This is a genomic window from Capsulimonas corticalis, assembly GCF_003574315.2.
In the GTDB taxonomy this organism is placed as follows: domain Bacteria; phylum Armatimonadota; class Armatimonadia; order Armatimonadales; family Capsulimonadaceae; genus Capsulimonas; species Capsulimonas corticalis.
This window is the reverse complement of record NZ_AP025739.1, coordinates 6,346,145-6,371,870: the sequence shown is the minus strand read 5'-3', so window position 1 is coordinate 6,371,870 and position 25,726 is coordinate 6,346,145. Positions and strand designations below refer to the sequence as shown.

Annotated in this window: 32 protein-coding genes; 23 read left to right on the top strand and 9 right to left on the bottom strand. The window is 59.7% G+C overall.

All coding sequences use genetic code 11. The features are described from left to right. The 14 genes from D5261_RS27475 (at position 1) to D5261_RS27410 (ending at position 12,222) form a co-directional block, all read left to right on the top strand. Entirely contained in the window at positions 1 to 1,713 is a 1,713-nt protein-coding gene (locus D5261_RS27475) for a hypothetical protein (protein ID WP_119318961.1), read from the top strand. A 10-nt stretch (positions 1,714 to 1,723) separates the two neighbouring features. Further along, entirely contained in the window at positions 1,724 to 3,598 is a 1,875-nt protein-coding gene (locus D5261_RS27470) for a hypothetical protein (protein WP_119318962.1), read from the top strand. Positions 3,599 to 3,607: 9 nt separating this feature from the next. Next, complete coding sequence (locus D5261_RS27465) at positions 3,608 to 4,072, top strand: hypothetical protein (RefSeq protein ID WP_119318963.1); 465 nt, start codon at positions 3,608 to 3,610, stop codon at positions 4,070 to 4,072. A gap of 145 nt (positions 4,073 to 4,217) precedes the next feature. After that, positions 4,218 to 4,655: a hypothetical protein gene (locus tag D5261_RS27460; protein ID WP_119318964.1), complete on the top strand. Its 438-nt coding sequence runs from the start codon at positions 4,218 to 4,220 to the stop codon at positions 4,653 to 4,655. Between the two features lie 49 nt (positions 4,656 to 4,704). Next, positions 4,705 to 5,331, top strand: coding sequence for an ATP-binding protein (locus D5261_RS27455; protein WP_119318965.1), 627 nt, complete (start codon positions 4,705 to 4,707; stop codon positions 5,329 to 5,331). Positions 5,332 to 5,407: 76 nt separating this feature from the next. Further along, complete coding sequence (locus D5261_RS27450; RefSeq protein ID WP_119318966.1) at positions 5,408 to 5,743, top strand: hypothetical protein; 336 nt, start codon at positions 5,408 to 5,410, stop codon at positions 5,741 to 5,743. Between the two features lie 22 nt (positions 5,744 to 5,765). Further along, positions 5,766 to 6,134: a hypothetical protein gene (locus tag D5261_RS27445; RefSeq protein WP_119318967.1), complete on the top strand. Its 369-nt coding sequence runs from the start codon at positions 5,766 to 5,768 to the stop codon at positions 6,132 to 6,134. A 175-nt stretch (positions 6,135 to 6,309) separates the two neighbouring features. Further along, entirely contained in the window at positions 6,310 to 6,849 is a 540-nt protein-coding gene (locus D5261_RS27440; RefSeq protein ID WP_119318968.1) for a hypothetical protein, read from the top strand. Positions 6,850 to 7,128: 279 nt separating this feature from the next. Continuing rightward, complete coding sequence (locus tag D5261_RS27435; RefSeq protein WP_125205740.1) at positions 7,129 to 7,509, top strand: hypothetical protein; 381 nt, start codon at positions 7,129 to 7,131, stop codon at positions 7,507 to 7,509. 79 nt (positions 7,510 to 7,588) lie between these two features. Continuing rightward, the gene (locus tag D5261_RS27430; RefSeq protein WP_119318970.1) at positions 7,589 to 8,068 is read left to right on the top strand and encodes a hypothetical protein; all 480 of its coding nucleotides are present in this window, start codon (positions 7,589 to 7,591) and stop codon (positions 8,066 to 8,068) included. Positions 8,069 to 8,076: 8 nt separating this feature from the next. Continuing rightward, the gene (locus tag D5261_RS27425) at positions 8,077 to 8,841 is read left to right on the top strand and encodes a DNA-methyltransferase (RefSeq protein ID WP_119318971.1); all 765 of its coding nucleotides are present in this window, start codon (positions 8,077 to 8,079) and stop codon (positions 8,839 to 8,841) included. A 97-nt stretch (positions 8,842 to 8,938) separates the two neighbouring features. Beyond that, complete coding sequence (locus tag D5261_RS27420) at positions 8,939 to 9,712, top strand: hypothetical protein (protein ID WP_119318972.1); 774 nt, start codon at positions 8,939 to 8,941, stop codon at positions 9,710 to 9,712. A 189-nt stretch (positions 9,713 to 9,901) separates the two neighbouring features. Continuing rightward, positions 9,902 to 11,773 (top strand): cellulase family glycosylhydrolase, encoded by a 1,872-nt coding sequence (locus tag D5261_RS27415; protein ID WP_119318973.1) that lies wholly within the window; start codon positions 9,902 to 9,904, stop codon positions 11,771 to 11,773. Positions 11,774 to 11,874: 101 nt separating this feature from the next. Further along, positions 11,875 to 12,222 carry a hypothetical protein gene (locus D5261_RS27410; RefSeq protein ID WP_119318974.1) on the top strand — a complete coding sequence of 116 codons (348 nt, stop codon included), beginning with the start codon at positions 11,875 to 11,877 and terminating at the stop codon, positions 12,220 to 12,222. 119 nt (positions 12,223 to 12,341) lie between these two features. Here the strand turns inward: D5261_RS27410 and D5261_RS27405 are convergent, their stop codons facing one another. The 7 genes from D5261_RS27405 to D5261_RS27375 all read right to left on the bottom strand — a co-directional run bounded on the left by D5261_RS27405 (position 12,342) and on the right by D5261_RS27375 (position 16,651). Further along, positions 12,342 to 12,602, bottom strand: a complete 261-nt coding sequence (locus tag D5261_RS27405) for a hypothetical protein (protein WP_125205741.1) — start codon at positions 12,600 to 12,602, stop codon at positions 12,342 to 12,344. Between the two features lie 160 nt (positions 12,603 to 12,762). Continuing rightward, positions 12,763 to 13,035, bottom strand: a complete 273-nt coding sequence (locus tag D5261_RS27400; protein ID WP_119318976.1) for a hypothetical protein — start codon at positions 13,033 to 13,035, stop codon at positions 12,763 to 12,765. After that, the gene (locus D5261_RS27395; RefSeq protein WP_218025442.1) at positions 13,032 to 14,138 is read right to left on the bottom strand and encodes a phosphoadenosine phosphosulfate reductase domain-containing protein; all 1,107 of its coding nucleotides are present in this window, start codon (positions 14,136 to 14,138) and stop codon (positions 13,032 to 13,034) included. Before D5261_RS27395 ends, D5261_RS27400 begins: the two co-directional genes overlap by 4 nt. After that, positions 14,135 to 15,127, bottom strand: a complete 993-nt coding sequence (locus D5261_RS27390; RefSeq protein ID WP_165863854.1) for a DUF3560 domain-containing protein — start codon at positions 15,125 to 15,127, stop codon at positions 14,135 to 14,137. Before D5261_RS27390 ends, D5261_RS27395 begins: the two co-directional genes overlap by 4 nt. A gap of 55 nt (positions 15,128 to 15,182) precedes the next feature. Continuing rightward, complete coding sequence (locus D5261_RS27385) at positions 15,183 to 15,461, bottom strand: hypothetical protein (RefSeq protein ID WP_119318979.1); 279 nt, start codon at positions 15,459 to 15,461, stop codon at positions 15,183 to 15,185. 14 nt (positions 15,462 to 15,475) lie between these two features. Next, positions 15,476 to 15,829 (bottom strand): hypothetical protein, encoded by a 354-nt coding sequence (locus D5261_RS27380; protein ID WP_125205742.1) that lies wholly within the window; start codon positions 15,827 to 15,829, stop codon positions 15,476 to 15,478. Positions 15,830 to 16,438: 609 nt separating this feature from the next. Further along, a complete protein-coding gene (locus D5261_RS27375) occupies positions 16,439 to 16,651 on the bottom strand; it encodes a hypothetical protein (protein ID WP_119318981.1) in 213 nt (70 codons plus the stop codon). 312 nt (positions 16,652 to 16,963) lie between these two features. Between D5261_RS27375 and D5261_RS27370 the strand changes: the two genes are divergently transcribed. From D5261_RS27370 to D5261_RS27330, 9 genes are all read left to right on the top strand, one after another. Next, positions 16,964 to 17,203, top strand: coding sequence for a hypothetical protein (locus D5261_RS27370; protein WP_119318982.1), 240 nt, complete (start codon positions 16,964 to 16,966; stop codon positions 17,201 to 17,203). 48 nt (positions 17,204 to 17,251) lie between these two features. Then, a complete protein-coding gene (locus tag D5261_RS27365; protein ID WP_119318983.1) occupies positions 17,252 to 17,647 on the top strand; it encodes a hypothetical protein in 396 nt (131 codons plus the stop codon). Next, positions 17,644 to 18,180 carry a hypothetical protein gene (locus D5261_RS27360; protein WP_119318984.1) on the top strand — a complete coding sequence of 179 codons (537 nt, stop codon included), beginning with the start codon at positions 17,644 to 17,646 and terminating at the stop codon, positions 18,178 to 18,180. The genes D5261_RS27365 and D5261_RS27360 overlap by 4 nt, the downstream gene beginning before the upstream one ends. Beyond that, positions 18,161 to 18,643 carry a ribosome modulation factor gene (locus tag D5261_RS27355; protein WP_119318985.1) on the top strand — a complete coding sequence of 161 codons (483 nt, stop codon included), beginning with the start codon at positions 18,161 to 18,163 and terminating at the stop codon, positions 18,641 to 18,643. Before D5261_RS27360 ends, D5261_RS27355 begins: the two co-directional genes overlap by 20 nt. Positions 18,644 to 18,761: 118 nt before the next feature. After that, positions 18,762 to 18,995 carry a hypothetical protein gene (locus tag D5261_RS27350; RefSeq protein ID WP_119318986.1) on the top strand — a complete coding sequence of 78 codons (234 nt, stop codon included), beginning with the start codon at positions 18,762 to 18,764 and terminating at the stop codon, positions 18,993 to 18,995. Continuing rightward, complete coding sequence (locus D5261_RS27345) at positions 18,992 to 19,531, top strand: HAD domain-containing protein (protein WP_119318987.1); 540 nt, start codon at positions 18,992 to 18,994, stop codon at positions 19,529 to 19,531. The genes D5261_RS27350 and D5261_RS27345 overlap by 4 nt, the downstream gene beginning before the upstream one ends. A gap of 306 nt (positions 19,532 to 19,837) precedes the next feature. After that, on the top strand, positions 19,838 to 20,413 hold the full coding sequence (locus tag D5261_RS27340; protein WP_218025443.1) for a hypothetical protein: 576 nt from the start codon (positions 19,838 to 19,840) through the stop codon (positions 20,411 to 20,413). Positions 20,414 to 20,460: 47 nt separating this feature from the next. Then, positions 20,461 to 20,877 (top strand): hypothetical protein, encoded by a 417-nt coding sequence (locus tag D5261_RS27335; RefSeq protein WP_125205743.1) that lies wholly within the window; start codon positions 20,461 to 20,463, stop codon positions 20,875 to 20,877. A 171-nt stretch (positions 20,878 to 21,048) separates the two neighbouring features. Next, positions 21,049 to 21,768: a hypothetical protein gene (locus D5261_RS27330; protein ID WP_119318989.1), complete on the top strand. Its 720-nt coding sequence runs from the start codon at positions 21,049 to 21,051 to the stop codon at positions 21,766 to 21,768. Positions 21,769 to 21,838: 70 nt separating this feature from the next. Here the strand turns inward: D5261_RS27330 and D5261_RS27325 are convergent, their stop codons facing one another. Together D5261_RS27325 and D5261_RS27320 are read right to left on the bottom strand one after the other, a co-directional pair. Next, positions 21,839 to 22,276: a hypothetical protein gene (locus D5261_RS27325; RefSeq protein ID WP_119318990.1), complete on the bottom strand. Its 438-nt coding sequence runs from the start codon at positions 22,274 to 22,276 to the stop codon at positions 21,839 to 21,841. Between the two features lie 179 nt (positions 22,277 to 22,455). Beyond that, positions 22,456 to 25,647 (bottom strand): DNA polymerase III subunit alpha, encoded by a 3,192-nt coding sequence (locus tag D5261_RS27320; RefSeq protein WP_125205744.1) that lies wholly within the window; start codon positions 25,645 to 25,647, stop codon positions 22,456 to 22,458. Positions 25,648 to 25,726 lie beyond the last annotated feature (79 nt).

Here is a 25,726-nt window from a genome sequence, read left to right as displayed (position 1 = left end):
ATGGGATTACTTACCAACCTGACAACCTCCGGGTCCGCTCCTGCCGGCGTCAGTCTGCTTGGGACGGGGAGCACGGGATATTCGTCGGGGCCGGCGCTCATCAATGGATCCTCCAGCAGTCTGCTCGTCACGGCGGCCGCCGGCCAAACCGCCTACGCTTCCGTGGATCTGACAACCCTGTCCGGAGTGGCGGCGGCGACCGTGGATCCCGTCGCTGCCGGCTGGGTGAACGTCTCGTCGGTGACCCTGCCCGTGGGCGGCAACATTCCGCTGGTGACGCTTCTGAGCCAGGGCAACCGCATTGTTTCGCTGCGGCTTACCAATCATGTCCGGTACGGATATTGCCTGCAAACCCGCTTCTGGATCGACCAGGTGACGGCGGACAGCTCCGGCTACGGTCAGGGCAATACCATGAACTGGCCGGAGTATCCGGTCACGGCGGGGCAGCCATTCCGGTTCTGGGTGCTGACGGAGATGGGGCTGGGCGCAAACAGCGTCGTTGGCGTTTGGGTCGATAGCGGCGCGCAATCGAACGACATGTCGGCGCACTGGCCGCTGCTGCAAAAACAGGACCTGTCGGGTTACGCTCAGCAATCGATCGACGAGGTTCGGTTCGGTACGGACATGGCGCTGGCGGGAGCCGCCCTGATGGCGGCATACGACGGGCTGTTCTTCGGCAACGGGGCGGCGCTCGCTTCCACCAATCCGATTCCGTTCGTTTCCTACACCTCCTCGAAGCTGAACACCACAACATCGCTTTCCGCGACGAGTGTGGTCTCAAGCACGGCGGCGACCGTTCAGGCGACATCATCGGCGTCTCCGCTCTTCTGGCTGTCTTCCGATCCGGCAGCGGCTTCGATCTCCAATACGGGGCTTCTCACCCTGCACCGCGCGGCCGGAGCGATCGTCACGGTCTCGGACGGGAGCGCCTTCACGGATGTGGAGTTCGCGGCGAGAACGGCGACCTACAGCGTGGGATCGTGCTCGCTTACAGGGAGCACCCTGAGCGTTCCCCTGACCCTCACATCCTTTTCGGATGGCGCGGCCACGAACTCGTATCCCGATGCGGCGCCGCTGATCGTCGGGAGCACCTCTGTTCAATACCAAGGCGTATCCGGGACGGCTCCGAATTTTACCGCCTCATTTCTCGTATCGGGCGGCGCGCCCTACACGTTCAGCATGAACGGCGCGACCGTCAGCGCCGTTCCAGGAGCAGGAGTAACAGTTATGGGCATCCCGACAGTTTTCACGCTGGCGGACGATTCAGGCGTCGGCGTTTCCGGCGCCACATTCGCGAGCGGCTACGCGATCCGTCCGACCACCACGCCCAGCGCGATCGCGCTGCTGGGCGCCTGGTCCAGCGTCACTGCGTATACCGTGGACCAGGCGGTCACCCTCGCCGGCGTCGGTTACATCGCCGTCGCGGGATCCACCAACGTGACGCCTGGAACCGACATCACGAAATGGGTTCCCTGGAGCTATCCGGTGATTGCGGATCTCAACGTTGGCGGCGCGATCGCGGCAGCGGCCGGGCAATATGTGCTGATCGTCGATCCGACCGTCAACGGCGAATTATTCTACTGTTTCGTCGCTTCCAAGGGCGGCTCCACCATCAGCGGGCTGAACGCCCAGCCATGCGTTTTCGTGCCGCTCGACAGCAGCCGCCTCGATCAGAACGTCAGCGCCGCCGCTCGGCCGCACAGCATCGTTTAAGGAGATTTACATGCGACGATACCTCAAATCACTCTTCCTGCTGGCGATCCTGCTGTTTGCTCCTGCGTATGCCCACGCGGCCGGCGAAATCAAGACGACCGATACAAGCGGCAAGACGGTCTACGCGGTTATCCTCAATCAGAGCGCTCTCGCGTGGAACGGTTCTACATTCGCCACCGTCGCGAACGCCAACTGGTCAACCTATCCGGTACTGCTTTCCGAGCAGGGAACGACGGGCATTTACGTCGCCACATTTCCGGCGGGGATCACCACGCCGGGCCGGTACTCCGAGCTGATCTATGAACGCGCGGGCGGCTCAGCGGCCGTCGGCGACACGCTGATCGCTCAGGGGACGCTCGACTGGGACGGCGCTGCGCTCGCACTACCGCTTTCTCAGGGGCAGCTCATCAATACCTCGTCGGCGGCAGGCACGATCGGTGAAGCGCTCTATTACGATGATTTAGTGGTCGGACGGCGCGGGACGGCGCAGGGCGGAACATCTAATACGATCCAATTGGATGCAGGCGCTTCCGCCACGGACGGGATTTTCAATACCCATTTCGTGAAGATTGTCTCAGGGACCGGCGCGGGCCAGTTCGCCACGATCTCGTCATACGTTGGCGCGACGAAGGTGGCGACTATCAGCCGTCCGGGGCCGGGAACATGGACAACTATCCCGGACTCAACTTCGGTGTTTTTGATTTGGCCGCAGCCGATGGTGACGTTGGCGGCCGGTCAGTCCACAATCGCCTCAAACTTCGTTGCCGCTCCCACCGCCGCCCAGAACCGCGCGGAGATGGATCTCAACTCCACGCAGCTGGCGCTGCTCGTCACGCAGACCGCTTCCATCCCGACCGCCGTCGCCAACGCCAACGCGGTCTGGTCGAATGTTGTTCGGTCTCTGACGACCCAGGCCGATTCTCCTGGCGTCACGACTCTGCTGACGACGACCACGGGAATCAAGTCGAAGACGGATCTGATCGCGACGAACTCGGCGGATAGCCCCAACGCCGTCACGGCCCAGGGCAACGCCGCCAGCACGAATTCCCGCGTCGCTACCGGGATACCCAACATCGCCCCTGGCGCCGCTGGCGGATTACCAACGGGAGACGGATCGGGCCGCGTCTTGCTTCAGCCATCGCAGCCGGGCGTCACGATCCCCACGGTGACGGGTCTCACCAATCCCGTCGTGGCGAGCGGCGTGACCGGCGACGTCGGCGGTAAGGTCCTCGGCGGCGGATCATCGACGATCACCGGCGACGGCGTGCGCGCGTCGAGCGTATCGACCGGCGTCCAGGTCGCCAGCTACGCCACCGGGCAGGATCCAGCGACCCTGCTGCTGCTGATCCCAGCAAACAAGATCGCGACGAACGGCTCTGGCTTCGTGACGGCGACGAACGGCGGCGGAGGCGGCTCGGATCCCTGGGCGTCGTTGACCAGCGCCTACACGACACCGGGAACGATGGGCTACTATCAGACGCACACGCTCTCGACCTACGCCGGCGCGGATACGTCTGGCACGACGACGCTACTTAATCGCATCCCGGCCTTCCCGGCAAACTTCAGCGCGCTTGCGATCGATAGCAGCGGGAACATGACGGTTGGGACGCTCAGCTCCTCGGCGCTCGCGGCCATCCAGCTCGCGGTCTGGAATAAGGTCGTGGACGGCAGCGTGACGGCCTGGGACGATATGGTTCTGCTGACGGCGTCGATCATCGGAGCCGGCGGCAACAGCTTCAACGGCTCGACGCATACGCTCGTTTCAACTCGCAAGCGCCAGGACGGGACGACGAACGCCTACGCCACGGCGCTCGTGCTCGCGAACACGGCCCCGGCCCCCAACCCGCAGAGCGCGACGATCACGGTCACAACGCCGCTGCATTAAGGAGTTGATATGGATGATTTTTTTGGTAGCGGACTGGGAGACGGTTTGGGGGACGGCCTTGCGCCGTCCCCGTTCGACACCGGCGCTGTCGTCCCCACCACGGGACTCAGTCTCGACTATCATAAATTCGATGACCCGAATACCGACTCGGGGCTCACGCTGAACGTGGACAGCGCCGTCGTCCGCCAGATCGACGAGACAGCGTACGGTCTTGCCTGGATCACGCCCAGCGTTTGGACCGGCGCTGTAGTGGAGGTCTACGCCGTCAAGGAGTACTCCGACCCCCCGGAACTCGCCGGCGTGACCGGAACCGGATTCGTGGACGGGACCGATACGCATATGATCTGCTACGACTTCGTCGGCGGCCCGGTCTGGCCGGTCGGCAATTGGGTGTTTCATGCGAAGATGACTCTGGGCGCGATCGTGGATGTGACGAGCGGGATCCTCGTGACGGACGATCCTGACCTAATTTGATTCGCTGATTTGATTTGACGCGTTGATCTAATTTGATGATGCGTTGATCTACTTTGATGATGTGTTGCTTTAACGTATGAGGCGCGGACCAAGATAGCTGGTCCGCGCCTTTTTGACGCGCCCATGGCGCAAGAACGGAAACCCCATGAGCCCGCACGAACTACTCTCCAAGCTCCCGGAGGCGCTTGGAGTGGCGGTCATTGGATACGCGAGTGCGGTCCATGTCGAGCGAAAGCGCGCGAAGGCGGAGGAACGTAAGACGAAGGTTACGGAGGAAGGTCTCGACCGCCGGCAGATCGTCCAGGACGCCGCGACGATGATGGACGAGATGCGCGCGGAAATGGCGCGGTATCAGTCCGCGAAGGACGAACTTCTGGCTGATAATCGGCATCTGTCCGCCGTGGTAGGCGACTATCGCGAAGAGCGTCTGCGCCTTATCCGCATCGCCGACGAAAGCCGCGCCCGCATCGAGGACCTCCAGGCGAAAATCCTCGCCCTCTACGAAAAGCTCGCCCTTGCCGGCGCCTCCGGCCTCGGCGACGAACGCCATAAGCCGGAGGCGGCCGACAGTCCCGCCGCTTGACCCTTGAAGGGAACGATTCCGAGGAAACGCTCAACAAAGGAAGCGCTCAATGTGTTACCAATCCACCGGACCCGCGCGCGGTCTCCTCCAGCGTCTGGCGCGCCTGCTCCGTCCGTTTCTCTATCACCTGATTTGCGATGAGCAGTTTACATTTTGCCGGGAGGTCCTCTCCAGCGTCACCGACGGCAAGCTGCATCTGCATATCGAGCGCGATACGCTGCCGCTGATGCTGCCCGATTATTCCCCCGAAATGCTGCTGGACGGGGATCCGGAGCGTATGTCGCGCGCCCGGGCCTTGCTGAACGAATTCGCCGCAGCGCACCAGCTGCCCGACGCCGCGCGTGAAGACCTGGTGCTCTCGTCCTGGGAGGCGCTGACAAACGCCGCGAAGTATGCGACGCGCGGCGCCATGCGCATCTGCGCCGACGAGACGACCATTCAGGTCTGGGTCACGGACCGGGGCAGCGGTATCCCGCTCTGCGACCTTCCCAAGGCAACCCTCCAGGCGGGTTGGTCAAGCGGCGGGACTTTGGGCCTCGGCTATACGCTGATGATTAAGATGGTCCACCGGCTGGATCTGATGACGACGCCGCGCGGGACCACCGTCGTCCTGACCTGGGACAGATCCCCTGGCAAGGACCCCGCCATCACGCGCCTGGTCGAAAAGTACTCCTGAGCAAACACATATGGATGCTGGCGCCGCGTGGCGCGCTCCAAAAACGATTCATCGACTAACGAGAGAGGCAAGACCCATGAACATCTTCACCTGGCTCTATGGCAAGCTTTACGGCTCCAAGGCTAAGACCGCCTTTGAGGGCAAAATCGACGGCGCCGTCAGCGGCGCGCTGCTCGCCAACCCCGCGCTCACCGCAGACGGCGTGATCGCGCTGCTCGAGCCCAAGCTGGACAGCTACGTCGCGGGTGTCACGTCCAAGTTCCCCGGCGCCGCCGGCGTCATTTTGACCATGCTTCTAAACTCTCAGTTCGAAGCCGCGGTCAAATCCGCGTACGCCAAGCATGCGCCGAAGGCGAGTGCTATCCTGGGGAATGGTATCGGGGACGGACTCAAGGACGGCCTGGGATCCTAGCCCAAGAAGGAGGCGAGGAGCCATGTGGACAGGACAGGAAACCGCGAACGTTTTGCTCGCCGCCGGAACGCTCGTGACGGCCATTGGCGGCGTCATCAAAATCATCGAACTGAGCGGGCGTGTGAAAACCTCAGACGCCAAAGCGGACGCCGCCGTCGCGGCGACGAGTGATCTGCGCGGAACAGCCGATCAGCACGATCAGCAGATCACCGGCATCTCCAGCCGGGTTGGCGCAGTGGAAGCTGTCGTCGATGTTACGGGCAAGCTGGAGGATATGATCACGGCCGTCAAAGCGGCCGGCAATCCTGCTTCGGAATCGAATGTGCCAGCGACGCCGCCGGCAACGGACACAGTACTGGCGTCAGCGGACGCGCCTCCCGTCTCGCCGTGAGCGCCTGGCGCTTCTGGCTCTATGTCCTGTCGCTGATGACACTCGCCACGGCGGCGTTTTCGGTCACGTTCACGGCGGCGTCATCGTGAAAATCTCACTCCAAATTATTGATCGATCAATAATGGCCGCCACATTCTGGGAATGTGGCGGCCATTTCCTTTGATACGAGGTTCCCATGTCTGAAGATATCACACTGACGGCTCAGACGAGCGCGATACCCTGCGGGAACGTCACGGCCGCGCACACGCAGACCGTGACGCTTCACATTGAAGAGCATTATCCGTCTCACGAGCCGCGCGAAACCGATCCTCATTACAAGTTCTTCCATGCCGCGCACGACCGGCTGAAGGCGCTTGGAAAGCTTCAGTGCTGGATTTGTGGGACAACCCAGCAGATCGAGCTCCACCACTCAACCGTGGAATTCGCCCTGGCGAACGGAGTCGACCTCTCTCGGTTCGAGGAGCTTTATCCCGAATTCGGGGTGACCACCGACGAGCAGTTCCTGGAGTGGATCGAGCAAGAATCCAATTTGACGCCTTTATGCAAACTCCACCACACCGGAATTTTGGGCGTTCATGTTTTGCCGTATCCTGTCTGGCTGCCTCAGAGATTTTGGAGGCGAGATCTTCTTGTACCTGCGTCCAGTATGCCGGCGGGATCCAAGATCCACCTCGCGAAACCAAAGACAAGCGCGAAGGCTGGGATAAACCCATGACCTTCGCCATCCTCTTCGCGGCCGCCGTCCTTGTGCTGGCGGTCCGCTCGCTGTTTCGCCCGTGAGGCCGCCATGACCCGAATCAAATGCTTTCTTGTAGAGCCGACTGGCTCTTGTCGCCGGTTCCTGCGCCGCTACTCTTTCCGCAAGTCCGAGGGCGATCACTTCCATAACGCGATGATACACCTGGACGACGTGCATTCGCCACAGGATTGCGGTGACAATTGGCCGCACGACGATCCACGCTGGCCAACGCACTGCGAATGTGGATATGAATTTTTGCCCAATGATGAGTGGCAGCTTTTCGTCCAGAGTGTGTACTGCCGATCAGACACCGGCGAGTTGACGACGCTCAGCCATCCGCGCGAACCCGGCATGATGTGGTATCTCGATTCTGAATACGCCACCGACTTCTACGGGGTCGGGCTCGATGGTCGCACACTCTCCGTGCAGACGCCGGGCGGGCAGTGGGTGATCGATTCGCGCGCCAACAACTGCACGCGTCCTGACGACAAGGGGCATCGATGCTGGGTCCGTCACGGCGTACCTCCGGAGATCAATGTCGATAAAGCTGGCGACACCTGCGCGGCCGGCGCGGGATCCATCATGTGCGGAAACTACCACGGGTTTCTGCGTAACGGTTACCTCGAAGAATGCTGACCCCAATCATCGCCATTACGCATACCGTAATGGCGATGATTCTCGACTCCAAAAATTCACCCTCCAGAAAGAAACTCATATGCAGCCACTTTTGAAAGCGGGCCTCTCCCAGGGCGCGTCCGACGCCTTCCGCCGCGCTGGCGTCACCGGCGCCATGATCGGACAGACCATTGGCCTCGCCAAGGCGTCGGCGGGGGAACACAAACCGGAGACGACGCTCGACAACGGACATCAATATTCCGCCGCGACGGATCTCCATATTCAGGACCTCAACGACCAGCGTGTCAAATACCTGCTGACGGCGCTGTCCCTGGAAGGTTTCGCCTGTTATTACAGGGATCCAGGCCGTGACCACTGGCCGACAAAGGACGCGCGCCACATTCACGCAGTTTACTGCGGTGTGCCGATGAAGGAATCCCTCCGGAATCAGGCGCATTCCTGGCTCGCCGGCAAAAACGGACTACTGAGCAACGCGCCTTACCTGTTCTGGCAGCCTTCGGCGAAGGCGCAGGCAATCGTTCGTACGCTGTTCCTCGCCCATAACCCCGCCGACAACTAGGAGGTCATATGGGCGACCAAAATATCCAGACCATGCAGGGCGACTGCCTGGAACTTATGAAGCTGATTCCTGACGGGTCGGTAGATATGATCCTGTGCGATTTGCCGTATGGGTCTACTTCCTGCGCATGGGACGTTGTCATTCCGTTTGAGCCGCTCTGGGAGCAGTATAGACGGCTCATCAAGCCGAACGGAGCCATCGTTCTGACATCCGCAGGAAAGTTCACTCCGCTGCTCCAGATGTCAAATTTTGATTGGTTCAAATATTGCTGGTACTGGCAGAAAAGTCGCCCATCAGATTTCGTTAATGCGAAGAACAAACCTCTTCGAGATGTGGAGGAATGTTGCGTCTTTTCCCCTGGTGTTACGGCAAACAATAGTCCCCGACGGATGATCTACATCCCACAAGGGCTAGTTCATTCTCCAAAACGCGAATTTCGTCCCAACCCTAAAATGCGCAAAGGGTCCGCTATTACAGACCGGCCTTCTCACGTAAAGAGTTACGACCGGGAGTTTACGAATTATCCAAGGTCTATTTTGTCGTTTGCGAATCCAAATCAAGGAACTATCCACCCGACACAAAAGCCCGTGGACCTTTTCGCATACTTGATCCGCACCTACACCAACCCCTGCGATCTCGTACTGGACAGCTGCGCTGGGAGCATGACAACAGCAGTTGCCTGCATCCAGGAAGGACGCCGCGCTATCGTCATCGAGAAGGACCCAGAGATTTACGCGAAGGGGATTGAGCGACTTCGGGCGCTCAGGCAATGATCTAATCGTATGCAGTAAATCGATTTGCAGTACGGACTGAGCGCTGTAAAAATCTCCTCCCAAATTTTCAATAGCTGGTCAATATAAGGACAATCGAATGGCTACCAAAGTGGCCGCCCCGACGGGGACGGCTTTTTTCACGAATCGGATCGGCCTCTGGGCGCATCTGACCTCGCGTATGCTGGGCAACCTGCACGATGTCCAGGCGATGGGCTTCGATGATATCCTGGTCAAAGTCGATGATGGCCGCTCGCCGTATCATGTCGCCGACGCGCAGCGGATCTTGAAGGACGCGAAGACGATCAATCTCCCCGTCGCGGCATGGTGCTACGTCTACCCCGACAATATCGCGGACCAGGTGAAATCCATTGCGGCGAGTATTCCCGCCGGCGTCACCGAGCTCGTGGTCGACGCGGAGGCGGAATGGGAAAGGTTCGCGGCGGCGCACGGCGAACCGGCGTGCATCGCGGCGGTCCATCAGCTGATGAGCCGGATCGCCGCGGCGACCGGTCACCGCGTCAATCTGCATCTCTCCTCGTTCTGGAGTCCTCAGCTTCATCCGGAGTTCCCGTTTCGCGCGTTCATGATCCACTGCGCCACCTTTCAGCCCCAGGCGTATCTGGAGCCGGGCGGGACGCGCAGCGCCGCCAGTATCCTCTCCGGCGCGCTGTCCGAGGGCGCGTCCGTCGTCCGCGCTCGCCCCGGCCAGGCGCTGGTCCCCACAATCAACAACACGCAGATGCTCGCCACGCTGAAAGCGCGCCAGATCAAGAGCTTCAGCGTCTATGTCTTCGATCCCGAAGGCGACGCCGCCGTGGTCGACCACGAAACCGAGTGGAAGAACGCGCTCACCGCCTTCCGCGCCGCCTGACGACCTTGCATCCTTGCCTAGGGACGTTGCATCCTTGCCAAACGCCCCAGCAGCATGCAGTAAAGACTGAACTCAGTCTTTACTGCATGCATCATTTACTGCAAGCCGTGTTTACTGCAAGCCGTGTTTACTGCAAGCCGTGTTTACTGCAAGCCGTGTTTACTGCAATCCGATTAAAAAGGAATCCCGATGAAATACCCACGCTTCAATTTTGCCCGGTGGGGCGCGGCAGCCGCGCTCGCCTCGCTGGTCCTCTGCCTCGCGCCGAGCTTACGCGCCCAGAGCGCTGCGGTGACGCTCTCCAAAACCAATGTGACGGCCACGGCCGACTTCGCCGCCGCGACATTCACGATCGAGGCGGATACGGCGCTGGGCAGCGCCGGCGGAAACTACAACGTCCAGCTCTTTTTGCAGAACCAGGACACAGGCGCGTACGTCACCGTCAATCCCGGCCCGTCGGTCACCGCCGCGATCTATCCGGATGGATCGGTTAACACCTTCAGCTTCACCCAGGCGCTGCCGCCCGGCCACTACGGCGCCGGGAAGGGAACGCTGTTCCCGGCCGGCACAAACTATTCCGGCAAGGGCGCGATCGATTTTGCCATTCCCTCCACGAACCTGGTCATCAGCACCAATCACCTGCGCGTCACCGCTCCGGTTATGACGATCGGCGCGCCCGCCGCCGGCGCGGATGGGAAGCTGCATGTGCCGTTTACGCTCCAGGAGCCAGTCGCCGGCGCGCAGGACGTCTGGGCGATGGTCAAAGGCAGCGGGGGTTTCGCGCAGATCTACGTCCACAAACCGCTCGCCGCCGGCGCAAAGCCGGCCGCCGGAGCGCTCTACCTCGCGCCGGCCACCGTGGCGGGAGACAGCATCGAGAGCCTCGCCGGGGAGTTCGTGACGGCGCTGCCGGCGCGGGCGGGGATCTACAATCTCCAGGGCGGCGTCTTCAACACGGCCTGGACGCAGCTTGGCGCGTGGATCTACCCGGGCGCCGATTTCGAGATCGGCGGCGGCTCCTGGATTGTCAAGGCGGATCCCTCCGCGTACCCGTCCGTCGCGGCCGCGCTCGCGCCGCTGCCTGGCCGCTCCTTCTTCCTCGGGGGCGACTTCGGCAACGCGATCGCTACCAAAGGCGCGGCGGCGAATGACACCGTTGGCAATTTTAAGCTGCTGAAGGCGTCGGGATTGAAGGTCCTGCGATTTTCGTTCGACGCAGATAAGTACCTGGGCTCGGCGCTCTATCAGCACCGCGTGGATCAGGATGTGCAGAACATGCTCGCCGCCGGCGTCATCCCGGAGATTGGGCCGCAGGATATGCCGAGTGGCGGATCGTCGGCGCTCCAGCAGCTCGATACGCAGCTCGCGACGACCTACAAAGGGATGCCAGTTATCCTCTGCATCCTCAACGAGCCGCACGGATACGCCACCTGGGCGGCGTGGAAGGCGGTCGCGGCGCCGATCGCCCAGGCCATCAAAGGGATCGATCCGCAGACGACGGTGGTCGTGGACGCGGAGGGCTATTCCAAGGACATGACCGCCGCCAGCGCGGATCCCATCGACGGAGTCGACTTCTACGGCTGGCACGCGTACCTGCCGGCGTCCCAGCTCACGGCGAAGGCAGGTCAGGGGATTCCCGTGCTGCTGGAAGAGTACAATGACGGCTCGCCTCAGTTCCATCAGGCGCTACAGACCATTCCGAATCTGCGCGGCGTCATGGCATGGGCATGGACGATCAAAGGCGTTGAGGACAGCATCGGTCTGGTGAAATCCGTGGACGGGGCGAGCTTCACGCCGACCGACACGGGCGCCGCGATCCTGGGCTATTACGCCTCCTGGATCGCCGGTCAGGACGTCGCCGCGCCAGCGGCCACCGTTCCCGTGACGAACGGAGCGGGTACAAACGGGACGGGAACGAGCGGATCCGTGGCCGGCGGCGTCGGGGCGGGCGCGGCGGCCGTCACACCGGATCCAGGCTTCACCGATGCGCAGACGGCGCAGATCAAGGCCATCGCGGATGCTGAGTTCAAAGCAAATCTGAAAGCGGCGTTCGGCTTCTAAATGATAACTGCGTGATATTTTGCCTGCGTAAAATATCACGCAGGAATTACTCATATTTTGTCAAATACATGCTAACATATCGTCTCGCTGGAGGTTAGCGCATGATTGATCTCGCCATCACAATTGTCGGTAAGGCCGACATTGTACTTACAAATGCATCTTTCGGCCCGTTGATCGGCGTCGATTTTCCTCATGGAGGTCATATTGACAAGCCACTGGAAAACAAACTAATTTTTACCGGCAATGAGGGAGCCTTGTTAGAAATCTTTGCCACCGTAAACGCGCAAGGTGTTGCGCCGGCAGCAGCTAATCAAGACCTTCATATCCAAATTGCCAATTTTGATCCTGGAACCACCATCAAATTCGCGAAGCGGGGAGTCGGTATTCCCAGCGTAAGCTTCCCTCAGGATAGTGCGTTGGATCATACGCTTACGTTACCGTTGCCGTAGTTTCAACGATGCCACTATTGCCCTAATCTCAATTCTGTTATTTTGGTTGAGCTTAAATTCTTGAATGATCTCGCCCGCTCTCCCGAAACGGGAGAGCGGGCTTTTTTGGTTGACGTGCCTCAGTATTCTTGATACGCGGGTGGCTCCATGTCGGCGAGGCCGCGCGCGGGCGCTTTCTTTACTTTCTCGCCGGGCTCCAGCTTTCGGTAATCATAGGCAGGGCACCAGGAGTACAAGTTCTTTTCCATCCGCTGTCCAGGCAGCGGTTCGAGAGCAAGAAACTGCCCGTTGCCCGTGAAGGGGTGGATCTCCTTTACCTCCAGCTGCAAGCCCGAAGGCGTCACCGCAACATCGCCAGTCCGAAATTCCGTGTTATTCATCGTCGTTTGATCCATCGTTTCACTGCCCGCGCCACCCGCCAGATCGACTCCGGCACCCTCGGCACCGGGTACATTTCCCCAGCAAAATAGAATTCGACACGGGTGCTCACCTGCTCGCTTGTCTCTGATTGTGACATAAATAATCCTACTTTCTACGCGATTATGACAATATGTCGAGATTGAAGGTTATGGGTTTCGGTTTACCATCGCGATCCCATCGTTCCTTGAATTTGAGTGCATTTTCTGGCAATGGATACCGCTCACCGGTATATATATTTACGGCGTCGCAGACACCGATGGACCACTGGTTTTTGCCGGTCGTGCGGTTCATCACTTGCGCCAGTGGACAGCAGCAATCGCAATCCATGCCCCCTGCGAGCTCCGCCTCGGCGATTCGGATGTCCTTCATTTTCATAGCGAACGTTGTAGTCATTTCGGTTTTAGCTCCATCAGTTCTCCGTAGCGCCCGATCAGCGCGGACGGCTCGGTATACAGCACGTCAAGACCCAGCGTAGCCGCCACCGTCACGCGAACCGTGCAGAGCAGGTCGGCCTCGGCATCCGTCGGTACGCAAGTCGGCCAGCCCTTCGTATAAAGCAGATGCGCCGGGATTCGCGCCTCGGCCGTCTCCCGCAGCCGCGCCGCCGACTTCGCCCGCGCCAGGCGCTGGATTTGGTCCCGCGTCAGCAAGTGCGGGGCGATGTCGGCGAGCCATCCGCGCTCCTGGAAGGAGAATGTGGAAACGATCTCCAGTTCACACATGCGGCGGTAAATCTCGTGATTGTCCGCGCAGCTCGCCGCCGCGCGCAGATCATCCTCCGAAGACATGATGCAGCAGGTGCAGGACACGCGCGAGGCTCCGTAACGCGTGTACGCCTCGTGAAGATCGAAGCCCTTGCTGCGAAGGTAGGCGAAGATGTCCGCCTTCGTCCAGGAGAGGATGGGATGCCAGTCGAGGCCGCGCGTGTCCTGCGTTTTGCTGGTCAGTTTCTCCTGCGCCTTGCTGATCGGAGCTTTCGCCCGCTGCGCGCTCTCCTCGGCGCGAATGCCGGAGACGGAAAGGATTGTCTCGCCGGGGAAGCGCCGGACCAGCTCGCGGCAGATGACGTCCGTCTTGAGCTCGCTCGTGCAGAAGCGCATGGAGGGAGTCGACCAGGGCAGGATCAGCTTCACGCATTTGAGGTTTACGTATCGATCGACGTTGTTGCGCCAGCGCGTCTCCCAGCGCTCCATGAGGCCGCCGGACGCGCGGCGCACGACGACAAGCTGGGCGCCCAGACGGTCCGCCAGGCGCTCGCAGGCGGGGAGGGAATCCCGCCACTCGACCGATCCCAGATCCGAGTGAATGAGCAGACGCTTTCCGGTATGACCGATAGTGTCCAGATAATCGAACGTCGCGAAGGCGACGGCCGCACTATCTTTTCCGCCGCTCACTCCGACTGCTACCGGGGCGTTGAGCCCCAGCAGCGCGGCAACATCGGCGTCAATGGAAATTGGAAGAGCGGCGGTATTGACGATAGGAGCGATTTGGATCACCGGGATTCGCTCCCTTCACCTTGCGATTCACTGCCTTGCGCCTGTGCTTCGTCTCCCGCCGGCTTGGCTTCCGTCCCTGCTGGCTGATGGTCCTGGATCTCGGCATACGCGTACTTCATCGTCCAGGAATAGCCCGTTACGACGCTGACGGTCGTGGGATTGGCGCGCGCCACTTTCTCCCAGGATCCGCGGATCTTTACGTTGTCGCCTTTCGCGATGTTCGCTTTGCTAAACCGGGCGCCGCCGCTCTCTTCAAGGCGCTCCTGCCAGTATGTGAGCTTCTCCCGCTCCAGAGCCAGAAGACCCTCGTACCGCGCCCGGGCCTCGGCGCTGATCTCACGCGGCGCGCTATGGACATAGCTTTTGCCTTGCAGCGCGCGCTCCAGAATGCCGATTTGCGTTTTGGCTTCCTGGATTCGATTGTTGATATAGGTGGGAGATTTGGGCGCATCCTCGGCCATATGGCGTAGCCGCGCCGCCTTCCCCAGATGATTCGCCGCTTTGTCCGCGTTCTCAACGGATTTGCGCATGTTGCTGTCCATGCGGCCGATGTCGCGGCGGTGACGCGGAGCAGAATAATGATCGACCAGAATTGGCTGCCCGAGCGGGATCATGTCGCCGGTTTGCCGCACGACCTTGTAATGCGCCTCCGATTTCTTCGTGGCGCTCCCTGCCCAGTCCTCCAGCCGATCCGCGCGCGCCAGGCGGCGCTCGCGCAGCGCTTCTTGCTCCTGTGCGTAAACCTCGGCGAAAGTCGGCTCCGCGCCAGCAGCCAGGGCCTCGGCGAGCGACTCCGAAGGATCCTCCCAGAACGACCAGGAGCCATGGTAGAGCCGTCCGCCGAGCGATTTCAGCAGCGCCGTGTGTGCGCCCGTCGTCCCGCGCACAATCCAGACCGCGCGAGGCTTTTTGCCAGGCCGGCTAGGCGTCGTCATCTCCTGGGAGACGGTCATACCCTTCAAATCAATCCCATACGAATTCTCACACATGGTCATAACTCCTTATATTTGTTGCTATTGCAATCATATTTGTTATTATTGCAATCTATGACAGAGGCGTTGACAAGATGATCATTTCACCGTTATACCAATAATAATTGAACGGCACATTGCTGGGAGTGACCGCAGCAACGTCTACATGATCGTCGATGCCCAGGAGCGCGCGAAACTGCCGCGCGCCGTCCGGTACGGAGAAGACCGCCAGGTGATCGATCCCATCCTGGAGGAGGCAGATATACTCCCCGCTCTCGATATGCTGAAGCGCGTAGTAGACGCCGTCCCGCGACAGAGGCGGCGCCGTAAGTGATGATTTCAGGAATTCCACAGAGGCCGCCTTTCCTAATTCGCCTGCTGCGAGTATTTGCGCCGGGCCGCCTCGATGATGACCGGGCCGTGGTGGCTGCGGCGGCTGGGATACTGCACGGTCCATTCACCGCTCACGGCTTCGAACATGACGATGAAATGACTGGTCGGATCGGCCGGGTGCGTCACGCTCATGGACCAGGAGAGCGCGCGGCGGTCGAACGTCTGGAAGGTGCGCCACTCGTACGCCGCGAAGCGATATGTGCGCAGCACCTCCTGCACCGTGGGCATCGGAAACGGGTCCGAGGCAATCGGCATCGCGTTCAGGACAGCGGCGCGGTCGGCAGCCATAACGTCGTGAGCATCGGGCAATGGTGTATAATTAGGCATCGATCGGCTCCCTCTGATCGGTCACGCCCTGGGGATGTTGGTAGCATCCGCCGGGGCAAACTGTTTGTTTGATGTATATATTGTACTACATAGCGCATTATTTGTCAATATAATGCGCTATGTAGCGTAAAATAAATTCTTGTGCTATAATCGGACATGGGATTGATCAGCATGGCAGAGGCGGGGGAACGTCTGGGGGTTTCAGGTCCAAGCGCACGGAGGGCGATGCAGCTCGCCAAGGTGTCGTTAGTAGAGATTACGCCGCGCGCATTCGCCGTTGAAGAGGCAGATTTTGAGGCGTTTCAGAAGACGAGGCCGAAGAGCGGGGGTAAAGGGAGGCCCCCAGGAGTGTCAAACAAATTACCGGATGGTGTGAACAAGGAAACACTGGAAGGATTGGGCTATAAAATGCTGCCCGATGGTAGGATGAAGCTTGTTCGAGCCCAATCTTTTAGAAGTCATTGTCAGTTTTGCGGGCTTTGGTATAAGCAATTGCTTATGGGCAGGTGCAAAAAATGCACGATTACTCACCCTTATCCTTAGAGCACAACGCCGCCAATATCAAACTAATCCGCGTGATATTGGCGGCATCTTCATTGTGAGTACCCTTTAGTCTGTCCCATCGCGCAACCCCTCACTCTCCAGCAACGCCCTCCGAACGGCCGCTTTAATACTGGGATCAGTGAGCAGTTTTAACCCAGTACGAACCGCCGCTGCGTACGTCGAACCCTCTTCATTGCAGTAATTCGATAGCGCCTCATGCTCTTTTTCCGTCAGATAGACGGAAAGACTGTATGCGTTGTCGCGCTTGTTCTTCGCCATGACTTTATAATAGCATAAATATTATGCTAAGTCAATTGCAAGGCGCTCAAATTATTGATCGATCAATAATCGCATAGGCGAGATTGATACGCCGGCGGCGGGACTTTACTGTTCCAGAGCAAGCGCCGCCAGCGCGGCTCCCGAAAGGAAGCTGTTTCCATTCTACCACAATCCCGGCAAAGGCCATAATTTTTATGCTAAGTGTGTCCGAAATGCTTGACTTAGCATAATTTTTATGCTATTATATATACGTAAGACAAACAGGGCGGACCTTCCAGAGCAAGCCCGAAACCGAAAGGAGAAAAGCGAAGAATGACAATCGAAGACGCGACGAGGTGGGTGATGGAGAACATGGCGGACGAAGACGCCATCGATCAAGGGATCGTCCTCTCCATGCTCGTCACCGGCGAACTGGTGATCTGCAACTTCTGCCAAAGCGCCATCGACGCCGGCGAGAACTGCACCATCTGCGGCGAGCAGGCGGACAAGCAGGCGGAAATCGCCGCCCAGCAGGAAATGGACATCCACGACCTGCGCGACACACGGTACTAAACGGGGAAGGGGCGGGGGAGAAATCCTCCGCCCTGAAGGAGTGATCCGATGAACCAGGCGCTTGATCTGGATCACCTGCGAAACAGAATGGGCGGACGTTTTGCTCACCTGGTCGTTTCGGGCGGCGATGAAGTTGACGATTATATCAACCGCTCGCTCGCTGATCTGGTGGATCAGTGCGGTACGCCGAATGCCAATCTGGCATGGCGTAGGCGGATGGATGCTATGATCACCCTGACACGTCGGCAGCTGCGGATCAGGGCGCGCAAGTCGATGGCCGCGCGGGAGATCAGAAAGAATATCGCGCGTTTAGAAGAAGATATTGTCGGAATCCGCAAAGAGCAGAAAGACGTTGAATCTCGACTACGCCAAGCTGAAGATAAATTGTGGTACGCAAAGATAGCGCTTGAAAAAGCCGTCAGTGTACGAGGACAAAAGCGATGACGCAAGTATATACACGCACTTCTGAGGCGACTTTGCTGGCGGCTCTGATCCAGCCTTTCGCGGAGCGCGCGGAAATCGAATATCTCTACTGGATTGAGTGCTTTGATGAAACAGGCGTCTGCCATTGTCTGAAATGCGCTGAAGAATATCAGGAAGAGCAACTCATAAAGCGCGGAATTGTTGCCGCGCCATATACGCCTATCGCCGTCCCTGAAGATCTCTGGATAAACTCTAGCGCTGGGTTTGAGTACGATAATCCTGAGCATTGCGTTGTTTGTGGCGTCCGACTTTACCACTGCCTCTCAGATTACGCTAAACAAGGGGAATACGCGCACTTCATTGAAAACGGCATCGACTTAGATCCTGATGATTGCTATGACTTGATGGATGCGCTTTGCGGCTGGGGGTCCGCCTTTATGCCCCAAGAGAACAATGATCCTAAACTTGAACTCGGTTTCCAAAAGCTGAGGATGCAAGTTGAGGAATTGATATTTGCCAAATATGGAGACTCCGATGGACGAACAACCGAATAAATTAGAGCGCGCTTCGCGAAGGATGCGCCTCGCGCGCGGCGCCCACGCCGCCGCCCTTGGCCGCAAGAAGTTGTCCCCGAATGACCCAGCCGCCGCAGAGCGCCTCCAGGACGCCACCGGAGCCGCGCGCGAGGCGTGGGGCGATTACCGGGAGGCGGCGGACACGGCCCTGGCGCCGATCAAGGCGACAATCGACGACGTCGGCGCGAGGCGGCTGGAGGAAAGCGTCTCGGTGAGGGACAGTAGTCATCTCGACCCGTTGACGGCCTACGCTGATAATCCGGCCCAGGACGACATCCATCATCCATACACCGCCTACAACCAGGGTTATGACGCAGGGGAGAAGAGACTGGGCGCGGACAAAAACCCATACCAGGACGGCAAAGAACGGTCTTTCTGGTTTGACGGATATCGAATGGCGATAGATGCAGATCAGACTGGGAAAGACGAAACGCAAAAATGAAGCGCCAGATCATGCCTTACCGCGGATGTAACGGAACTTATGTCACCACGGCACAGGCAATCATCATTCACAAGATGTACGGGACTGCCAAGCGACGAAAGAAGAGAGGTCCACAGAAATGAACCCGCTTCGTATCATTCACGGCTGGGCGCTGCTGACATCGGCGGCGGATTACGAGTTCTGGCACAGTCAGTTCGGCGCGGAGAATGGGCAACCGCCCGTTGAATTTCCATGCTTCGCTCTGGCGACGTTCTGTTTCGGTGGCGGCCAGGAGTATGAGTACATGTATTCAGAGCAGCTGGGTGACATGCAGGACGCGCTGGCGCTCGTGGCGTCTTCGGTGACGATATGAAGAAACTGATCTTTCTCGACTTCGACGGCGTTCTCAATTCCGTCGCTTGGATGGAGGGCGACGTCTACAAAAACAAGCCGCGTCTCCACGTCGACCGCCTGGCGTGGTGCCTGGGGAAGATCGATCCCGCCGCCGTCCTGCGCGTCAACCGCATCGTCCGGGAGACGGACGCGTACATCGTCATTTCTTCGGCGTGGCGCTCTTCTACTTGTCCGCAGGGGTACGCGCAGTATCTGGGGGCGTTGCTGGCGCGCCATGGCCTCCAGGCGCATCGCAAGCGCGTCATCGGCATCACGATCGATGTGACGGACATCCCCAAAGGGCGTCCAGGTCCGCAGATGCTCGAAAGCGAGCGCTGGACCGAGATTCGGCATTACCTGGACAGCGCGACGGAGTGCGATCGGTTCGTGGTTATCGACGACGACCCGGTTTTCGGGACGCCGCCAGACTGCTTCGTTCGCACGGATTACAATGTCGGACTGACGGACGAGGACGCGGACCGCGCGATCGCGATTTTGAATGGTGGGGCACTTTGATTGATGAGACAAAACCAGGCGACGCGGAAAACTGCGTCAAGCCAGCCAGGGGATCGAAGCGGGCGATTCGCATCGATAAAGCGAACATTCGAGCAAGGTCTAATCCGCCTATTACTTATCGACGATCCCGCAATGGAAGATTTACTGGCCGACATGTACACTTCGCCTGGGCAACCCAGTCATTTCGCGTCAATCGAATGCTTGTAATGCATGCTCAGCTACTCTATTCTGGCATGTCGCCAGAGGTGGCGGACCAGACTTACGATTACTGGTATGAGATCGCCGTCAGAGGATTTTGAGGTGAGAATGAAAACGGCGCCCACAATTTCGGGGCGAGACATCAGCCCAGACTTTCGTCAAAGCGAGAAGGACGCGAAGATTGCGCGTGAGGTCCTCAAATATGCGGGGACGCCAGCGGCGATTCGCCACTTCAACAAAAGCTGCAAGCCGTTGACGACTTATGCCTACTGGCATATTCTATCCACGCTATGGGTTTCGTACACTGGCTTCAGCGATCTGGAGATGTGGAAAAAGCTGTTTTCGTCGCCGCGAAAAAACCGGGAGACGAGCCTTATGAAGCCGTCGGAGTTTGTCGTCTTCCGCCAGATGCCGGATCAGATTACCGTCTATCGCGCCCACCGGCCAGGAGAGACGGATTGGATCGCTTACACGGTTGCCCCACAGACAGCGGCGAGATTCGCGTATGAGCGCGGCGCGGACTGCATCCACGCCTATCAGGTGGATAAGGCGGATGTTCTGGCGCTGTTCTTGCGGCGCGGCGAGCAGGAAATACTAGTGCTGGACAAAAGCCGGGTCCAGTTCGTTCGAGAGATTGAAGTCGTTATCGCCGGCAGCGCCGACACAGCAGGCAAGGAGTACTAAAAGTGGGGTACGCGTCTTTTCATGGTGGCGGGCAACGAATCCCGATTATGTCTGACGGTGCGGAAGTCGTCTGGACGCTGACGGAGTGGACCCGGGATGCGCTAACAATCCGTGACGAAATGGGGCGCCCGGTGATATTCAGTCGCGGCACCGGCGTTGCCATTGCGAGAGAAAATGTCTGGATCCGACAACCGCATCTTCTCAAGATCGAACGATGGATCCTCGAAAACGCACTGGCGGAGGCATCGCAGATGCTCCGATACAAGGATGAGGAAATCGCCGCCGCTGAACGCAAGAAACTTTATTGGCAGCGTGTTATCAAGTCGCTGACGAAGCGCCTAAATAAACTTCCGGATGAAGTCAAGGATACACCGCCCAAACCCGCCACATCCAAGAAGAGCATGCAGGTTGCAGACAATGTGATCGATGCAAGCGCCCAGTTCGAGAAACGCAAAGCCCAATGAATCCACAGATACCCCTTCTCCCAATCGCTGACGGCGCGCAAAATGGGTAGAAATGGGGACAGAGGCATTTTATAGGGAATAATTCAGAGGCAGTAATTCAGACGGAAGAATGCTGTGGGAAGAATGCTGGGGTAGTAATTCAGGGCGAGTAATAATGTCAGGGAGTAAGATATGGTTCAGATTGGGAAGCGGTACCGAATCGAGCACCCACGGCAGCGGGCATTTGAGGGCCTCGTCACGGCGATCGATGGGGAATATGCCGTGGTCAATATTGAAGGCGTAAAAAACCATTTGGTCGTCGGCGATCGATATGTGAAGGATCAGACAATCGAAGTGCTGATCGCCAAGAGCAAGTTCACCGAGGTTGTCACGCTCCGAGCGGAAAGCGCGTTGCCGCCGGAATCTGTCAATCCTCTGGAGCGACCGCACTCGGCTAATCCACTTGGGCAGACGGATCCGGTTAATCCTCTGGGGCGATTTGACGGGATGTCGGTCAAAGACGCCGTTCGCGAGCTACGGAACATGAGCGGCCTCATGGAGGAAGATATCCGGTCAGTGGCGACATCTCTGCGCAAAGAATTGGAGAGCGGGTCCTACGACGTCTCCACAGGGCTTTCCGCCTTTCCCGTCGGCGCGTGCGGGGCAGCCGCCGAGATCTTGCAGCGCCGTTTGAAGGCGGCCGGGATGGGCGAGTTTAAGTATATCTGCCGGTATCGGTATCCGCCGGACGGACGCACGGTTACGCATGCGTGGCTGGAGAAAGATGACTTGATCGTCGATATTACCGCCGATCAGTTCGAAGGGGAGGGGCAGGATCCGGTTATCGTAACCCGATTCTCGCCGTGGCATGCCGCCTGGCAAACGCCAGAGCAGCAAGGCGAAAGCAAATAAGGTCGCCCCCAACGTGCGCCAGCAATATAATGCGTGGGATACAATGCCGGCGCACGCGATGCGCCGCAATTCAATCGTCCCCGGCGCGGGTCACTGCACGGAGCGCCATCTCCTCGAACGCCGCCTCGTGCTCCAGGAGTTCGAGCGCCGGCTTGTTCCATGCGACCACTTTTGCCTCACCGAACTCTACAAGCACCATCGCTGTTCCCGCGATGGCGACGGAGCCGCGCTGCTTGGACTCGTTTGCGCGCTCTGCCTGATCGTTTTCGCCTGGCTCCGCCAGACGAAAGTTGACGGTGTAGACGCGCATATCCTCATCTCGATTTGCGGCCTTGAGTACTTTCATGAACTTTTCGGGAACCTGACCGCCCGATGGCGCAAGCGGCAGCGCCGTCGCTCTGTACCGCTCTGTCACATCTATCTCTGCCATGCTCATCTCCTGAATATCCAATCCATCTACGTTCTGAGTATTCAATCCATCTACGTTCTGAATAACCAATGCGTTCATATCGCTCCTTGACTTAAATTCTATTTTATCCAATTATTTTGAACAATTATTTCAACCGCTGTGCTATTTCTTTCGAGCGCTGATCGTGTTCTTTCGAGCGCTGATCGTGTTCTCGTGAGCGCAAATCGTGACGCGGGGCGGCGAGCGGTCCCAAAATCCCATCTTAAGCTTGCGGTCTCTCATTTCACCTGGTACTCCGTTGGCGCGATCACGGGCAGCGTAGGCCGTGCGGGATATCCCTGGGACACTTCCTGCGCCAGGCGCGGAACGCGGAATGGCGCGGCGCGCTGGACGATCAGCGTGACGCCCTTTCCTTTACGCTGCACACGCGCCTCGACCATAACCGCCTGGGACAACAAAAAAACGGATGTGCACCGGTCGATCGCTTCGCCAAAGGTGATTAGCTGGAGGATATCTGTCTCGTCCTCCAGGCTGGAAAACAGGACTGGCTTGCCCGAGCGCGTCGGCGGCCGGTGTGGGCGGATGTTGATTCCCGCCACGCGGACGACTGCGCCGTCATTCGCCTCCTGCGCCTGGGACGCCGTGATGAAGCCGCGCGCCGCCAGGCGCTCGCGGAAATGCGACATCACGTGGCACTCCGCCGTCACGCCGGTCAGCCTCCACGTCCATAGGAAGCGCTCCCACTCGCTGAAGTCGTCGATGTCCGAACACGGAGTGGCGAGCCGCGCGGCGTCGCCGAGAGCGAGCTCGCGCTGAACGCCGCCGGTGGCGCGGTAAGAGAGCGCGGCGCCGATAGTTTGATCGAGCGCCCAGAGCAGACCGCGCCGCTCGGAGTGGAGCGCATCAAACGCGCCGGCAAGGATCAGGTTCTCCAAAGCGTCGCGGCGCAGCGGCAGGCGCGCGCAGAAATCAAGCAGCGACGCGAACGGCGCGCGGTCGCGCGCCGCAAGGATCGCGGCAATATCGTCCGCGCGCAGATCAGAGAGAAGGCGCAGGCCCAGACGGATCTCGTCGCCATCGCCGTGACACTTATCGCCGCTCTCATTGATGTCCAGGGGTAGAACCCGCACGCCGCGCCGGCGCGCTTCGGCGGCCAGGGTGTTTGCGCTGTAGAAGCCCATCGGCTGCTCGGACATTATTCCCGCGAAGAACTCGGCAGTATGGTGGACGGAGAGATAGGCCGTGCGGTATCCCGTCAGCGCAAAGGCGGCGGCGTGACCCTCGATAAAGCCATATCCTGCCCAGCCTTCGATCTGTTTCCAAATCATGTACGCCGTCTTCGGCCTGAGATCAGGATGACGCGCCCGCGCCCGGGCGATGAACTCCATCCCCGCTTGATCCAGTGTGCCTTCTTTGGTGTGCTTGGTGAGCGCCTTTCGCATCGCATCCGCGTCAGCCTCCGAGCAGCCTGTCATCGCCTGGAAGACGTCGTTGACTTGCTCTTGGAAGACGACGCACCCATACGTTTTGGCGAGCGCCGTCTCCAGTGCGGTATGAAGCACGTCGGCGCGCGCATAGCCGTTCCTCGCCGCCACGAAGCGGTTGACGACGTTGCCGCGCACGGGGCCCGGCCGAATCAGCGCCACCGACGCCACCAGGTCCTCGAAGTGAGTCGGTTGGAGCGTGACGGCAAGCGCGAGCTGGGCGGCGCTCTCGAACTGGAATGCGCCAATCGCTTTCCCGCTCTGGATCATATTGTAAGTGGCTGTGTCGTCGATGGGAATATCGTCATACCGGAAGTCCGGATGCGATTCTCGCAGATCGTCCTCGGCGTCGGCGACGGCCGAGAGCATCCGGAGCGCCAGGATGTCGAACTTGATGGCGCCCACCGTTTCGGCGTCGTCCTTGTCGAGCGTCCAGATCTGCGTGATCCCGCGCGCCGACGGCGTCAGCGGCGCAATGGTGGCGAGCGGTACGCGGCTGATGACGACGCCCGATGAATGGCTGCCCATATGCCTCGGGAATCCGGCGATCGAGGCGCACAAGGTGAAGAGTATTTGGAACTGCTCCCGAAGCGCCTTGTGCGGCCGTAGCTCGGCGTACGTATCGAACGCGGATCCAATTTCGCTCGCGTGCACGAAGTGGGAAAGGTGGGAGGCGAGAAACGAGAGCGCGTCCGCCGGAAGCGCAAGCGCCTTGCCGATATCCCGGACCGCCGACCGAGCCCAGTAGGTATGGAACGTGCAGACGACGCCCGTGTTCTCCTCGCCGTAGGTCGTGACGACGTGCTCAAACACCTCGTCCCGCCGCGAGCTGGGGAAGTCCATGTCGATGTCGGGCGTCTTGCCGGGCTTCAGGAACCGCGCGAAGGGAAGGTTCCGAGCGATCACGTCCACATCCGTCAGATCGAGGCAGTAGGCGACGCAGCAGTCGGCGGCGGATCCGCGCCCCGTCGCGCGGATCCCCTGCGCCCGGGCCCAGCGCACGACATCGCGGACCATCAGGATATAGTCGGCGTAGCCCAGCGTCGTGATGACGGAGAGTTCATGCTCCAGCCGTCCGCGCAGGGTAGGGGAGAGCGCCTGCGCGGTGATGGTTCGGTACCGCCGCTTTGCGCCTTCGTACGCGAGGCGGCGCAGTTCGCGCGCGGCGTCGCCGTCGAATCTCGGCGTGATATCCGCGCCACCCGGCAAGACATCCTCGCAGTGATCGGCAATCCGAACGGTATTCGCCAGCGCGTCTGGGCGCCAGCCAAAGAGGTCCTGCATCTCCCGCGTGTTTTTCAGCCAGCGCTGATTATTGAACGGCCGCTCTGGATGGATGTCGCGGACCGTAACGCCGGCGCGCACGCAGCGCAGCAGGTCGTGGGCCGCGAAGGCGGCGGACGCGGCGTAGTGAACGTTATTCGTTGCGACGGAGGGAACTCCAATCGCGTCGCCCAGCATCGCAAGCTCCCTGGCCACCCGCGCCGAATCCGGTGTGCGATCGTCCTGTAACTCAAGATAAAACGCGCCGCCGAACCATCCCGCGAGCCGCTGGGCCATCGCCTTCGCCGCGTCGTACTCGTGCCGCGCCACGTGGCCGGCGATCCTGCCCTTGATGCATCCAGACAGACAGATCAGACCAGAGGACAGACCCGGCAGGTGCGACCAGCGCAGGCGCGGCGTCAGGCGGCCGCCGTCCGCGTAGGCGCTGGTGAGCAGGCGGCACAGGTTCGCGTAGCCGGCGCGCGTCTCGGCCAGCAAGGTCAGATGCGTCCCGTCCTCCATCGTCACCTCGGCGCCCAGGATCGGCTTGACGCCGTACTGGCGACAGCACTGCGTGAACTTAACGGCGGCGCTGACATGGTCGTGATCCGTCATTGCGATCCCGGGCATCCCCATTGAGGCCGCCGCGCGCACCAGATCTTCAATCGACGATGCGCCATCAAGAAAGCTGTACGGAGTGTGAACGTGTAAATGTGCAAACATATTGTGGTTGTTGCGAAAGGATCGATCATAATTCAAAAATCGGTAATAATTATCAGAAAAAAGTGATAATAATTATCAG

Excerpts from the sequence above, each read along its gene's own strand:
- D5261_RS27475 (WP_119318961.1), top strand. The coding sequence starts at position 1 with ATGGGATTACTTACCAACCTGACAACCTCCGGGTCCGCTCCTGCCGGC.
- D5261_RS27470 (WP_119318962.1), top strand. The coding sequence starts at position 1,724 with ATGCGACGATACCTCAAATCACTCTTCCTGCTGGCGATCCTGCTGTTT.
- D5261_RS27465 (WP_119318963.1), top strand. The coding sequence starts at position 3,608 with ATGGATGATTTTTTTGGTAGCGGACTGGGAGACGGTTTGGGGGACGGC.
- D5261_RS27460 (WP_119318964.1), top strand. The coding sequence starts at position 4,218 with ATGAGCCCGCACGAACTACTCTCCAAGCTCCCGGAGGCGCTTGGAGTG.
- D5261_RS27455 (WP_119318965.1), top strand. The coding sequence starts at position 4,705 with ATGTGTTACCAATCCACCGGACCCGCGCGCGGTCTCCTCCAGCGTCTG.
- D5261_RS27450 (WP_119318966.1), top strand. The coding sequence starts at position 5,408 with ATGAACATCTTCACCTGGCTCTATGGCAAGCTTTACGGCTCCAAGGCT.
- D5261_RS27445 (WP_119318967.1), top strand. The coding sequence starts at position 5,766 with ATGTGGACAGGACAGGAAACCGCGAACGTTTTGCTCGCCGCCGGAACG.
- D5261_RS27440 (WP_119318968.1), top strand. The coding sequence starts at position 6,310 with ATGTCTGAAGATATCACACTGACGGCTCAGACGAGCGCGATACCCTGC.
- D5261_RS27430 (WP_119318970.1), top strand. The coding sequence starts at position 7,589 with ATGCAGCCACTTTTGAAAGCGGGCCTCTCCCAGGGCGCGTCCGACGCC.
- D5261_RS27425 (WP_119318971.1), top strand. The coding sequence starts at position 8,077 with ATGGGCGACCAAAATATCCAGACCATGCAGGGCGACTGCCTGGAACTT.
- D5261_RS27420 (WP_119318972.1), top strand. The coding sequence starts at position 8,939 with ATGGCTACCAAAGTGGCCGCCCCGACGGGGACGGCTTTTTTCACGAAT.
- D5261_RS27415 (WP_119318973.1), top strand. The coding sequence starts at position 9,902 with ATGAAATACCCACGCTTCAATTTTGCCCGGTGGGGCGCGGCAGCCGCG.
- D5261_RS27410 (WP_119318974.1), top strand. The coding sequence starts at position 11,875 with ATGATTGATCTCGCCATCACAATTGTCGGTAAGGCCGACATTGTACTT.
- D5261_RS27405 (WP_125205741.1), bottom strand. The coding sequence starts at position 12,602 with ATGAATAACACGGAATTTCGGACTGGCGATGTTGCGGTGACGCCTTCG.
- D5261_RS27400 (WP_119318976.1), bottom strand. The coding sequence starts at position 13,035 with ATGACTACAACGTTCGCTATGAAAATGAAGGACATCCGAATCGCCGAG.
- D5261_RS27390 (WP_165863854.1), bottom strand. The coding sequence starts at position 15,127 with ATGTGTGAGAATTCGTATGGGATTGATTTGAAGGGTATGACCGTCTCC.
- D5261_RS27380 (WP_125205742.1), bottom strand. The coding sequence starts at position 15,829 with ATGCCTAATTATACACCATTGCCCGATGCTCACGACGTTATGGCTGCC.
- D5261_RS27375 (WP_119318981.1), bottom strand. The coding sequence starts at position 16,651 with ATGGCGAAGAACAAGCGCGACAACGCATACAGTCTTTCCGTCTATCTG.
- D5261_RS27370 (WP_119318982.1), top strand. The coding sequence starts at position 16,964 with ATGACAATCGAAGACGCGACGAGGTGGGTGATGGAGAACATGGCGGAC.
- D5261_RS27365 (WP_119318983.1), top strand. The coding sequence starts at position 17,252 with ATGAACCAGGCGCTTGATCTGGATCACCTGCGAAACAGAATGGGCGGA.
- D5261_RS27360 (WP_119318984.1), top strand. The coding sequence starts at position 17,644 with ATGACGCAAGTATATACACGCACTTCTGAGGCGACTTTGCTGGCGGCT.
- D5261_RS27355 (WP_119318985.1), top strand. The coding sequence starts at position 18,161 with ATGGACGAACAACCGAATAAATTAGAGCGCGCTTCGCGAAGGATGCGC.
- D5261_RS27350 (WP_119318986.1), top strand. The coding sequence starts at position 18,762 with ATGAACCCGCTTCGTATCATTCACGGCTGGGCGCTGCTGACATCGGCG.
- D5261_RS27345 (WP_119318987.1), top strand. The coding sequence starts at position 18,992 with ATGAAGAAACTGATCTTTCTCGACTTCGACGGCGTTCTCAATTCCGTC.
- D5261_RS27340 (WP_218025443.1), top strand. The coding sequence starts at position 19,838 with ATGAAAACGGCGCCCACAATTTCGGGGCGAGACATCAGCCCAGACTTT.
- D5261_RS27335 (WP_125205743.1), top strand. The coding sequence starts at position 20,461 with ATGTCTGACGGTGCGGAAGTCGTCTGGACGCTGACGGAGTGGACCCGG.
- D5261_RS27330 (WP_119318989.1), top strand. The coding sequence starts at position 21,049 with ATGGTTCAGATTGGGAAGCGGTACCGAATCGAGCACCCACGGCAGCGG.
- D5261_RS27325 (WP_119318990.1), bottom strand. The coding sequence starts at position 22,276 with ATGAACGCATTGGTTATTCAGAACGTAGATGGATTGAATACTCAGAAC.
- D5261_RS27320 (WP_125205744.1), bottom strand. The coding sequence starts at position 25,647 with ATGTTTGCACATTTACACGTTCACACTCCGTACAGCTTTCTTGATGGC.